Genomic DNA, 12373 nt, shown 5'->3' with positions numbered 1-12373 from the left:
CTATTATAAAGTCTTAAAAAGTAAAAACTTTTCTGTCCTCATAATAGAAACACATATCAATTTTGTAAATCAAAGGTTTAAATATTCCTACAACATCATCCCGCCAGAAATTTCTATGCGTTGGGCATTAATCCAACGAGCTTCTTCACTACATAAAAAGGCAATGACACCGCCAATATCGTCTGGCAAGCCTACTCTTCCTAAGGCTGTTTGAGAAGCAATATGAGCATTTACTTGTGCATTGTCTCGTACAGTTCCACCTCCGAAATCTGTTTCTATAGCGCCTGGAGCAACAACGTTTACTCTAATTCCTCTTTGTCCTAATTCTTTGGCTTGATATTTCGTTAGGGTTTCGATTGCCCCTTTCATCGAAGCATAAGCAGCATAACCCGGAAAGGAGAATCTAGCTAAACCTGTCGAAATATTAATAATTCCACCACCATTGGCTAAAATTGACAAGGCTTTTTGTGTCAATAAAAAAGCTCCTTTAAAATGAATTGAATACAAAGTATCAAGTTGTTCTTCTGTCGTTTCTGCAAATGAAGCATGAGTACCGATGCCCGCATTATTAATAAGGAAATCTATTTCGTCAGCCTTAAAAGTTTCAGATAAAGCACTTTTCAAACTCTCGATAAAACTATCGAATGTCTTTGAGTTAGCTACGTCCAATTGTAAAGCGACAGCTTGTTGTCCTAATTGTTGGATTTCCTCTATTACTTTTTCAGCTTCTTCTTTTTGAGACTGATAAGTTATGATGACATTATTCCCTTTTTGGGCAAGGCTTAAAGCCATATTTTTCCCTAATCCACGGCTACCGCCTGTTACTAAAGCTATTTTGTTTGGCATCTTTCTGTTTGTTTTAATTAATGCAACAAAATTAACTTTAGCCTATAGCTTTTTTATGGTGACAGTTTCAGGGAAAATGGTGAGTACTTCAGTATTTTATACAAATTGCTCTAGCAAACATTGTTCACGATATTGCTTGGGCGTAAGCTTGGTGTATGCTTTAAAGAATTTGGTAAAATTGGAAGGGTCATAAGTAAGTAAAGTAGCGATTGCTCCAATTGACATTTCGTTTTTAGCAAGCATGCCTTTGGCAATATCAAGTATTTTTTCTTCAAAGAAATAACAAGGGGATTTATTGGTCGTCTCTTTAATTGTATTACTTAAATGTGTTGGATGGATATTCATAATTGATGCGAAATCTCTAATTTCAAACATTTCTTGGGTTCTTCCTTCGGTTAAATCCAATAAATGCTTGTCGATTTCTTTTAGAAACTCGTCTCTTATTTCGTATTGTCGAGCAAAAACTTTAGCAGGAATATTTTTCATTGATGATAATGTAAAATGGGCTTGATACAAAAAGCTAACATTAATCTTCAGAGATAAGTTTAGAAAAAATACTTCAAAACAAATCCAATCTTTAACCTTTTAAACATTAGCTAAAGATTGGATTTATATTTGAGAAGCTTTACTTAGGGTTCAGTTCAGCGATGAATTTTGTGCTATTTTAGAAATAGCAGATTTTGAAGAAACAATCAACACTAAAATAACGATGCCCAACACCATTAAAAGTGAAAGCTCAAATTGACTTTGAGATGCTGAACCAAACACAATTTTCTGAGAAGCTTGATTTAGCCTTTGCCCTTCAGTAATTTGAATATGAGATAAATGATTCAAATTGCTAAGTGTTGCATAAAAAGATTCATCTAAAAGCCTTTTGCTTTGTTCAGTAGAAACTCCTGTTTCCATTGCTGTAATATATTGCTTCTCAAGTAATATGCCTTGCTGGATTTTTTTCTTTAAATCCCGAAACAATACTTCTTCTGTCGGTGTGAGTTGCGTTTTTCCAAAAGCTACAAGTAGTTGTTGGATACTAGTATGATGTTCTTTAATAGCATTATTATGAAGTTTTAAAGCTTCAATATCTTTACTATCGTCAATCAATAATTTTTTACGAGAAAGATGATCTGAAAATTCATAAATGTAACTTTCTGCAAGTAATCTGTCTTCATAAACGTTAGAAAAAGTATCACCCAAAGCGATAAAACTGTTTTTATCGGATACATTCTTAACAAATAGTAGAATAAAAATTACACCCAATATGCTTGCAATTTTTAACTTTTGCGCTATGCTATAAGTCCATTTCATGAGCAGATTTTCATTTAGATATAAAAAATACAACTAATGTAAATGTAATATTTATATAAAAATAAAATGAATTACTTGTACTATTATTTTGTGATTTGTAAGGGACTATAAAAAACAGCGATAAAATGACATTAAGATTAATTCATTTTGTCGCTGTTTATCTAAAAAACTTATCGAAGTATTTACAAAGAAAAAGCTATGTAACTGTCTCCTTTTTTTGTTCCTAATTTAGTACCACCACAGGCGATAACGATGTATTGTTTTCCGTTCAATAAATAAGTACTTGGTGTGGCAAAACCTGCTGCTGGTAATTTTGTTTCCCAGAGAATTTCCCCAGTTTTCTTGTCAAAAATTCTAAACATTCCATCCTTCGTTGCAGCAATAAAAAGTAAACCACTAGCTGTAACCACAGGTCCGCCATAGTTTTCTGAACCCGTTGTTGGAATACCTTTCGCTTTCAATTCTGGATATTCGCCAAATGGTTTTTGCCAAAGATGTTTACCTGTGTTTAAGTCGATGGCAGTAAGTGTTCCCCAAGGCGGACGAATACCGGGATAACCTTTTGAATCGATGAATTTATGATAACCATTAAATTGATAGGGAATAAAAGGTGTTTTCCCTTTAGTACTTTCAGCACTTGCTTCTACTTTTTCATCACCAAATAAAAATGAAACTAGCGCTTGTCGGTCTGTATTTGATAAATGTCCAAATCCGGGCATCATTCCTTTACCTGAAGCAACAACTTTTGAAACATACTCACGGTCTTTTCTGTCAGAAATATTCACTAAAGACGGATAGCCACTGCTAGGATTCCCCTTGAGGTCTTTGCCATGACAAACCATACAAGTACTTGCATAAAGTTTTTGTCCTTTGCTTAAATGGGCTAATTCATCCGCTTTTGGCGTTGGTTTTAAGCTAAATAGCCAAGCCATTTCGTTGGCATTTACATACATAATTCCATCTGGGTCAACCGCTGCACCACCCCATTCTGCACCGCCGTCTGCACCCGGATATACCAAGGTTTCTTTTAAACCAAGTGGCTGAAATACTCCTTTTTGAGTTGTTTTGATGGTTTTAAGTAATGTTTCTTTCTCATCAGAATATGGATTTACGTCTGCTTCAGTAATAGTTTGTCGAGCAAAAGGAGCAGGCAAACTTGGAATTGGCTGTGTTGCCCAAGCACTTTCTTCTGGAATACTTGATTTTGGAAAAGGGGTTTCTTTGATAGGAAATAAAGGTTTTCCCGTTACTCTATCAAACACAAAAACGTGTCCTGTTTTGGTTACTTGTGCTACTGCATCAATGCTTTTTCCATTGCGTTTAATTGTCACCAAGTTCGGAGGCGCTGGTAAGTCTTTATCCCAAATATCATGATGAACGAACTGAAAATGCCAAAGTCTTTTCCCTGTTTTTGCATCCAATGCAATTAAACAGTTGGCAAAAAGGTTTTGTCCTTTACGATTTCCTCCATAAAAATCAGAAGCTGCCGAACCTGTTGGCACAAATAAAATTCCTCTTTTACGGTCGATAGCCATGCCCGACCAATTATTTGCTCCGCCAATTTCAGTATTTTTATAAGTATTCTTTGGCCAAGTATTATAACCAAATTCGTTTGGATGTGGAATCGTATGAAAAACCCAAGAGAGTTTTCCTGTACGAACATTAAATGCCTGAACATTTCCCAAAGCAGCATCTGCTCCTTCCGAAAGGCGCAAAGGCATGATAATATTATCTTCATACAATGTGCCAGGCGTATTTGAAATCACAAATTTATTGACGGCAGTACTGCCTAAACCTTCTTTCAAACTTACTTTGCCATTGTCGCCAAAGGTGTTGATTTTCTCTCCTGTTTTAGCATCAACAGCATATAAAAAAGAACCTAGTGCAAAGATGATTCTTGGAACATCGGCATCGTTTTTATCCTTACTTTCCCAATAAGTAACGCCACGATTAGTATTTAAAGCGGTGCTTCCAGTATTGGTAAATGTCCATAATTCTTTGCCTGTGGCAGCATCCAACGCAAAAAGTTTATTCGTTGCTGTTACTGCATAAAGTATTCCATTTACGATAATCGGATTGCACTGAACTTGTCCAGAATCCAATGTATGGTATTCCCAAGCAACTTTTAATTGATTAAGATTGGTCTTGTTGATTTGTGTGAGGCTAGAGTAATGATTCCGTTCGGGTCCTCCCAAATATTCTGTCCAACCAGTATTTTCATTGGAAGTATTATCCTGCTTAGGCAAATAAGCAGCAGTTAATAAGGCAGTTGCCAAAAATGCCAAGGATAAGTAGATTTTTTGCATAATTTTTTAAATCTGTTGTACTCAGTAATTTCTTGATAAGCTGAATTCAAGCTTTTTTATTTGAATGAGAAACTCATTTCTTGTCAAATTTACATATTTCATTACTTTATTAATAATTGAAATACTGAATTGCTGTCTTAAAACCAGATAAGGCATGGTATTGAAATTTGTCAAAGGGAAGATGATGAGTTGAAATGCAATAATTCTTAAAACATCTACTAATTTAGCCGAAGATAAAGCCTACATGGCTGTAGAAATTAATTCAAGATGAAAGGAACAGTACTGATTATTGATGATGAAAAACAATTAAGAGGATTACTCAAGCGAATTATTGAGTTGGAAGATTATACGGTTTGGGAAGTTGGCGACTTAAAATCTGCATGGAAAATTCTTGAAAATCAAGCGATTCAAGTAGTACTTTCTGATGTAAAACTGCCCGACGGCAATGGTGTGGACTTTACCCAAAAGTTCAAAGAGAAATTCCCAAGTCTTGAGATTATTGTAATGACCGCCTATGGAACAATCCAAGACGGCATCAAAGCCATGAAAAATGGAGCTTTTGATTATTTGGTAAAAGGCGACGACAATGAAAAAATATTGCCAATGCTAAGTTTAGCGATGGATAAAGTGCAAAATCAGTCGCAAAGCGTTCAGCCTAAAAACCAAGGTTTTGAAAAGGTTTTAGGGAAATCTAAGCAGATTAAAGAAGTAATCAGTTTAGCCCAAAAAGTAGCTAAAACCGACACCACCGTTCTGCTAACAGGCGAAACGGGAACTGGAAAAGAAGTGTTTGCCAACGCCATTCATCAAGAAAGTAAAAGGGCTTCTCAAAACTTTGTAGCAGTAAATTGTGCTACTTTTTCAAGAGAAATTCTGGAATCGGAATTGTTCGGACACAAAGTGGGTGCTTTTACTGGGGCGACCAAAGATAAAAAAGGTTTGTTTGAAGAAGCAGACGGCGGAACGATTTTCTTGGATGAAATAGGAGAAATGTCGCTGGATTTACAAGCTAAATTATTAAGAGTATTAGAGACAGGAACATTTATCAAAGTTGGCGATACAAAATTGATAAAAGTAGATGTACGGATTATTTCGGCAACAAATCGTGATTTAAGCAAAGAAGCCAACGAAGGACATTTCCGCTCGGATTTATTTTATAGACTTTCAGTTTTTCAAATAGCTTTACCGCCTTTGCGTGAACGCAAGACTGATATTGAAGTACTCGCTCGTTTTTTTGCCAAAGATTTTGCTAAAAAATTCAACATTACGATAGCTGATTTACAAGAAGATTTTCTGGAAAAACTCAGTAATTACGATTGGCAAGGCAACATTCGTGAGCTCCGAAATGTGATTGAACGAACCATTATTCTCAATGAAAACGGACATTTAACCGTAGAAAGCTTACCGATTGCGATTCAATTTCCTGCTGAAAATTTATCTTCTAAAACCCTTAATTCCTTCGATTTACAAAGCATCGAAAAGCAACACATCCAAAAAGTACTTCAACACACCAAAGGCAACAAAACCGAAACCGCTAGACTTTTGAATATTGGTTTGACAACGCTTTATCGTAAGATTGAGGAATATGGGATTGGTTAGGTCGGGTTGGAAACCCAACTTACTGTAAATACAATCAATATAGTTTGTAGAATTTCCAACTCGACAACAGAAAAATCAAACAAGCTTTAAAGCTTATAGAAACCTACACAGTAAAGTGAAACTTGGGCTTATATTGCGTCTTGAATTAATTTAGAGGTAACAATAGAAGAGATTAGAGTAATATATTTCCGATAATCTCTTTTAAAGGCTAAGTCAACAAACAATGATAAAAAACAAACCCCATTTTGAAATATTAGATGGATTAAGAGGCGTTGCCGCTTTGTGCGTAGTAATATTTCATTTTACAGAATGTGTATATCCCGATTATAGTAAAAACTTTATTGGTCATGGCTTTTTAGCTGTAGATTTTTTCTTTTGCCTTTCAGGATTTGTTATCGCTTATGCTTATGATGATAGAATAAAGCAGATGGGAACCTTAGCTTTCTTCAAAACTCGATTAATTCGTTTACATCCTTTGGTCGTGATAGGAACTTTGCTGGGTGTTATCGGTTTTCTTTGGAGTCCTTGGTCAAGTGTTGCTTCTAATTATACTTGGGTCAATATTGTATTGTTAGCTGGTGGTTCAATGTTGATAATTCCACTTCCGTTGATGGAAGACCGTTACTTTAATTTATTTGGCTTTAATGCTCCTGCTTGGTCGCTATTCTGGGAATATGTTGCCAATATTTTGTACGCCTTTTTCCTGCATAAAATCAGCCGTCGTTTATTAAGTATTCTTGTTATTTTGACCGCAATAGCCCTTGGAATAGTCAGTTATCGTGCTGGAAATTTGATGGGGGGCTGGAGTAAAAACAATTTTTGGGACGGTGGAGTACGCTTGGCATATTCCTTTTTAGCAGGATTATTAGTCAATAGAAGTAAATGGATTATTCAGAATAAATTAGGGTTTATCGGTTTAACACTGATGATATTAGCGGCTTTGATGATACCCGTTTTTGCCAATAATTGGCTAATAGAATTTTTAATAGTAGCCTTTTATTTCCCACTATTGATTGCCTTAGGAGCAGGAACGAAGTTATCGTCTTTTACACAAAAGTTTTGTCAGTTTGCAGGAGAACTTTCTTACCCACTTTACATGACCCACTATGCTTTTATATGGATTTTTGCTAGTTATTTAGCTCATTTTAAGCCAGACATCAATCAAATTACTTGGGTAATTGTACTCGGAACTTGTGGCTTAGTACTTTTTGCAATCGTGATGATGCAATTTGTGGACAAACCTATCAGAAAGTATTTGAGAGCAAAAAAGTGACTTTTTTTCATTAGGGCTTAAGTATCGCCCTAATGAAAAAAATAGGTTTTACCAAGGACTTACTCCCGTTTCATCCTCAATATCATTACTGAAAAACTGCCCTGTCGGAGCATTCTCGTCCGTTAGTGTATGTTTAACGATAAAAGTAGCCGCACTTTCTATTGTTCCTGGGCCACTATAGTGGTTAAAATCGGTTGCCGTATAACCTGGGTCAATCGCATTTACTTTGAATGGCAAATCTTTTAGTTCATAAGCCAATACCACAGTAAAAGCGTTTAAAGCAGTTTTTGATGTTCCATAACTTGCCGATTTAAAGGGATAATATTTCCAATTCGGGTCGCTATGCAATGTCAATGAACCCAGCCCAGAAGTAATATTGCTGATTCGTGGACTTTCAGATTTTTTGAGCAGTTCTAAAAATATTTGTGTTACTCTGATAACTCCAAAAAAATTGGTGTCAAATACTTTTTGAATATCATCAATAGAAGTATCTGAAGCATTTTGAGGAAAATCTCCGCTTATTCCTGCATTATTTATCAAAATGTCTAATTTGCCTTGCTCGTTTTCGATACTACTTTTAGCCGCTAAAATTGAATCAAGATTAGTAACATCAATTGCAATCGCTTTGATGTTTTGAAATCCATCTTCATTTAATGCTGTTACGATAGCGTCTCCTTTTGCGAGGTCACGAGTACCTAAATAAACGAATAATCCTTTTTGTGAAAGTTGTTTTGCTGTTTCTAAACCAATACTTCTGTTGGCTCCTGTAATTAATACTGATTTCATTTTCTTGTTTTTAAATTGATGATGCAAGTTGCCTCGTTTAAAAATGAAATCATTTGCCATTTGGCAAAAAGCGTTTTAGCGAATGTTTTTTCTAATTCTGCTCAATGACGATTGCGTAATGCCTAAATAAGAAGCGATGTAAGAAAGCGGAATACGGTTAACCACAGTTGGATATATTTCTATAAACTTCAAGTAGCGAGTTGTAGCATCTTCTGAAACCAAAGGGCTTCTTCTTTCTACTTTTTGCATTAACGCTTTTGAAATAATTTTATGTACAATGGCATCCCAACCAACAATGGTGTTGAGTAATTCTTGCCAATCTTTTTTTGAAAAAATAATCAATTTGCAATCAGTAATGGCTTGTACATAAGCTGTTGATGGGATTTCATTGTCAAAACTCTCCAAATCCACCACAAGATTGTTTTCTTCAATGAAGTATTTGGTAATTTCTTCGCCTTTATTGTTGTAATAACACACTCGGACAATGCCCTCTAAAACAAAGCCGACTTGGCGAGAAGTTTTACCTGCTTCTGAAAAATATTCGTCTTTATGAATCACTATTTCTTTGGCTTTCGAGGCAATGAAGTCAATTTGTTGTGGGTTTAAATTCCCAAACCGTAATATATATGCTATCAGTTCTTTCATTGTAGCAAGTTAGTCAAAGTTATCTTTTCGGGATTTGTCATTTGGCAAAAAATGCGTTTAGTCTTTAAAATAGTCAGGAGTGTATATTCTCATCATTAAAGAGCTTTAATACAGAAAAAGCGAGCTTTAACTCACAAATTCTGTATTGTAGCTCCATTTCTGAGAGTAAGCATTCAGTTTTTGTGAGTACCAGCTCACAGAAACTGTATCAGCAGACACAAATCCAGCCTTGTAAATCAACATTTCTGAATAGCGACTCTCTTTTTCTGTATTGGTACTCGGGAAAATTGAGTTGTGATGCGGTTTGTGTGAGTTAAAGCTCAAATTTTGTGAGTCACAACTTGAAAAACCAATAAAATGCTTTACATTTTGTAATGTAATATTGCAGTACTTTTTGAAGTAGTTTAATAACTACGCCAAGTAGAGAGGAGTGAATAGTTTTAAAACTGGATATTGTCGATATTTTTTTTTGATGAAAATATTTGTTCAACGGCATCTTCAATCATTTTTTCGTTTTGTTCAGTTTTGAATTTATTAATTAAGTTGATAATTTCTAAAATTCTTAGTTCTTGATTCTTAATTTCTAATTTTGTTTTTTGTTCAAACCCTTTAGTTATTTCAAAAATAAAAGAAAACATGCTATTTAAGATTGCTAAAAATGGAATCATTGTTTTTAATGTTTCCTCAATATCTAAGTTAGATAGCATTTCATAAACTTTAATAGGTTCTTTATCATAGTGAATAGATAAATCTCTTTGAACTTTGAGGGTTTCAAAGTTTACACTTAGATAATTATCAAGTTGTTGCGTTATTAAATCATATTGCGATTGGTATTCAGGCAATATTTCATGAACTACCGTTCCAACTTCTTTAATCCAAAATGAGTTATTGCGGTATTTACTTACCTTATCACCATTATCTTTTTCAATGATAAAGTTGTAGAGTTTCTTATAGCCTTCACATATTATTATGATGATCTGTCTTGATGAATAAATGGACTCATATTGAAATTTAGCTCTTAAATGAATCAATATAGCTGCACATAAATCAAGATTAATTATTCCTACTATTAGTCGAAAGTTTAACAAGTTTTGAAGATTTTCAAAGTAAACATCGTCAGTACAATTAATAGATTTTCGACAAGTCTCTAATATGGAATATTGTCTGTTTAAATCATCAATATCACTCGTTAGCTCATTTAATCTTCTTTCAATATTATTTTGAAGTTGACTTTTTGCTTCTTCTGTCATTAACATTATTTCTCTAATTTATAATCTAATAATTATTAGTTTTCAAATTTACATTTTGTTTCTTAAAAACATATTAAAGACTAAGAACACCAAAATATAATATTAAAAACTTATACAATTTAGGTAGGTTAAGATTCTGGTTTCATCTGAGCTATTGAAAAACAACCCAAATCCGAAACCACAAATCCCAAATCCCTCCCTTCCATTCTGACAAAAACCCTTCCAAAATGGAAGGGTTTTTTATTGTCCCAAAATATGTTTAAATCTCTATTCTATTGATTTTCAACAAGTAACAATCTTTTCTTTTTTCTTGGCTTATATTTTGGCATAAGGTCATCGAACAAATAATTAAAACGATGATAACAATCCTTCTTTTACTCGCTGGGCTTTTGTGCTTTGCTTTCTTTTTTAAAGCCATTGATTTTTTTGAAAACATTTAACCTTCAACGAATCGAAAGATTCTTTTACAACCATGATGACAGCCCTCTTTGCTCTATCCATTGCCGTTTTTGGCTACTTGTGTTATGTTTTGTTAAAACCTGAAAAATTCTAAAAAATGAATACTGAAATTTTAGGAGTAATCCTCACCTTTATCCTCACCGTCGTTTGTGCTATTCCGTTGGGGAAATATATCGCCAAAGTTTTCGGTGGAGAAGCTACTTTTCTGGATGCTGTTTTTAATCCTATCGAAAAACTTTTCTTCCAAATTTCGGGCATCAATCCTAAACAGGAAATGACTTGGAAGCAACATCTTACGGCGCTACTGACCATTAATTTACTCTGGTTTTTCTGGGCAATGTTTATTTTGATGAACCAAGCTTGGTTGCCGTGGAATCCAGACGGAAACCCTTCGATGTCGGCAGATTTGGCTTTTAACACTGCTATTTCCTTTTTATCGAATACCAATTTGCAACATTACTCTGGCGAAAGTGGCATGTCGTACTTAGGACAAATCGCCTGTTTGACTTTATTCCAATTTATCTCAGCAGGAGCAGGAATGGCGGTTTGTGCGATGGTTTTTAATGCCATGAAAGAACGCACCACCGACAAATTAGGTAACTTTTACAATTACTTCTTGAAATCTTGTACTCGTATTTTATTACCGCTTTCATTAGTCGTTGCCTTGATTACTTTGTTCAACGGAACACCCATGAACGTAGAAGGAAAAGCTTCTTTTATTTCAATGCAAGGTGATACCGTACAGGTTTCTCGTGGCCCAGCAGCAGCCATGATTGGCATTAAACAAATCGGGACAAATGGCGGTGGTTACTTTGGCGTAAACTCTGCTCACCCACTTGAAAACCCCAATTACCTCACCAATATCGTAGAAGTAGGCAGTATCCTGTTGATTCCGATAGCGATGGTCTTTGCTTTGGGCTATTATCTGAAAGGTAAAAAATTAGCCTACACCATTTTTGGCGTAATGACTTTAGGTTTCCTCCTGTTCTTGATACCTTCTATTTATTTAGAAATGAATGGCAATACCGCCATTGAGCGAATGGGAATTACCCAACAGCTTGGTAGCATGGAAGGCAAAGAAGTACGTTTTGGTTCTGCCGCTTCTGCATACTGGGGTATATCCACTACGGTTACTTCAAACGGTTCTGTAAACGCCATGCACGATAGCTTTACACCACTGACGGGAATGTTTACGCTCTTGGGTATGATGATTAACGCCCTTTACGGTGGAGTAGGCGTTGGCTTCTTGAACTTCTATGTTTTTATCATCATCGCAGTATTTATTTCTGGCTTGATGGTCGGGCGTACTCCTGAATTTTTGGGTAAAAAAATCGAAGCAAGAGAAATGAAAATCGCAACGATTATCGCTCTATTACATCCGCTGATGATTTTGGGAGCTACTGCTTTATCGTCTTTCATTTTTGTGAAAAATCCTGAGATTGGTTGGTTGAATAATCCTTCTTTTCACGGATTTTCAGAAATGTTGTATGAATATACTTCTTCGGCAGCCAACAACGGTTCGGGCTTTGAAGGCTTGGGCGACAATACGCTTTGGTGGAATATTAGTTGCGGTATCGTGATGGTACTGAGCAGATTTTTACCCATCATCGGGCCAGTAGCCATTGCAGGAATTTTAGCCAATAAAAAGTACATTCCTGAAAGTGCAGGTACTTTAAAAACTGACACAGGTACTTTTGGTTTGATGGTTTTTGCCGTAATTTTTATCGTAGCAGCCTTATCATTCTTCCCAGCATTGACCTTGGGGCCGATTGCGGAATTTTTCAGCTTATAGCTGTAAGCTACGAGCTGTGAGCAGTGAGATTTTTAGAAATAAACACTCAAAGTCCAAAGCTCATAACTCACAGCTCAAAGCTTACATCTCATTTCTCATATCAAAACTTAAA

At 35.3% G+C, this 12373-nt stretch carries 11 protein-coding genes; 4 read left to right on the top strand and 7 right to left on the bottom strand.

Going from position 1 to position 12373, the window contains the following annotated elements:
• Positions 1–87: 87 nt before the first annotated feature.
• The 4 genes from ABID42_RS08030 to ABID42_RS08015 form a co-directional block, all read right to left on the bottom strand.
• Complete coding sequence (locus tag ABID42_RS08030) at positions 88–846, bottom strand: SDR family NAD(P)-dependent oxidoreductase (protein ID WP_367283196.1); 759 nt, start codon at positions 844–846, stop codon at positions 88–90.
• 96 nt (positions 847–942) lie between these two features.
• Positions 943–1332, bottom strand: coding sequence for a helix-turn-helix domain-containing protein (locus ABID42_RS08025; RefSeq protein WP_367283195.1), 390 nt, complete (start codon positions 1330–1332; stop codon positions 943–945).
• Between the two features lie 150 nt (positions 1333–1482).
• Positions 1483–2151: an MCP four helix bundle domain-containing protein gene (locus ABID42_RS08020; RefSeq protein ID WP_367283194.1), complete on the bottom strand. Its 669-nt coding sequence runs from the start codon at positions 2149–2151 to the stop codon at positions 1483–1485.
• A 182-nt stretch (positions 2152–2333) separates the two neighbouring features.
• The gene (locus ABID42_RS08015) at positions 2334–4457 is read right to left on the bottom strand and encodes an outer membrane protein assembly factor BamB family protein (protein ID WP_367283193.1); all 2124 of its coding nucleotides are present in this window, start codon (positions 4455–4457) and stop codon (positions 2334–2336) included.
• Positions 4458–4724: 267 nt separating this feature from the next.
• Here ABID42_RS08015 and ABID42_RS08010 point away from each other — a divergent pair, with 267 nt between their 5' ends.
• Together ABID42_RS08010 and ABID42_RS08005 are read left to right on the top strand one after the other, a co-directional pair.
• Positions 4725–6056, top strand: coding sequence for a sigma-54-dependent transcriptional regulator (locus ABID42_RS08010; protein ID WP_367283192.1), 1332 nt, complete (start codon positions 4725–4727; stop codon positions 6054–6056).
• A gap of 223 nt (positions 6057–6279) precedes the next feature.
• Positions 6280–7329: an acyltransferase family protein gene (locus tag ABID42_RS08005; RefSeq protein ID WP_367283191.1), complete on the top strand. Its 1050-nt coding sequence runs from the start codon at positions 6280–6282 to the stop codon at positions 7327–7329.
• A gap of 48 nt (positions 7330–7377) precedes the next feature.
• On the opposite strand, the gene ABID42_RS08000 is transcribed toward ABID42_RS08005, so the two are convergent.
• From ABID42_RS08000 to ABID42_RS07990, 3 genes are all read right to left on the bottom strand, one after another.
• Positions 7378–8115 (bottom strand): SDR family NAD(P)-dependent oxidoreductase, encoded by a 738-nt coding sequence (locus ABID42_RS08000; RefSeq protein WP_367283190.1) that lies wholly within the window; start codon positions 8113–8115, stop codon positions 7378–7380.
• 75 nt (positions 8116–8190) lie between these two features.
• Positions 8191–8760, bottom strand: coding sequence for a Crp/Fnr family transcriptional regulator (locus tag ABID42_RS07995; RefSeq protein WP_367283189.1), 570 nt, complete (start codon positions 8758–8760; stop codon positions 8191–8193).
• Positions 8761–9200: 440 nt separating this feature from the next.
• Positions 9201–10010, bottom strand: coding sequence for a hypothetical protein (locus ABID42_RS07990; protein WP_367283188.1), 810 nt, complete (start codon positions 10008–10010; stop codon positions 9201–9203).
• A gap of 472 nt (positions 10011–10482) precedes the next feature.
• Between ABID42_RS07990 and kdpF the strand changes: the two genes are divergently transcribed.
• On the top strand, positions 10483–10563 hold the full coding sequence (gene kdpF, locus ABID42_RS07985; protein WP_184135434.1) for a K(+)-transporting ATPase subunit F: 81 nt from the start codon (positions 10483–10485) through the stop codon (positions 10561–10563).
• Between the two features lie 3 nt (positions 10564–10566).
• Positions 10567–12261, top strand: a complete 1695-nt coding sequence (gene kdpA / locus ABID42_RS07980) for a potassium-transporting ATPase subunit KdpA (RefSeq protein WP_367283187.1) — start codon at positions 10567–10569, stop codon at positions 12259–12261.
• Positions 12262–12373 lie beyond the last annotated feature (112 nt).

Source organism: Arcicella rosea (assembly GCF_040543805.1).
In the GTDB taxonomy this organism is placed as follows: domain Bacteria; phylum Bacteroidota; class Bacteroidia; order Cytophagales; family Spirosomataceae; genus Arcicella; species Arcicella rosea.
The sequence above is the reverse complement of the archived record's forward strand: the minus strand, read 5'-3'. Positions and strand labels throughout refer to the sequence as shown.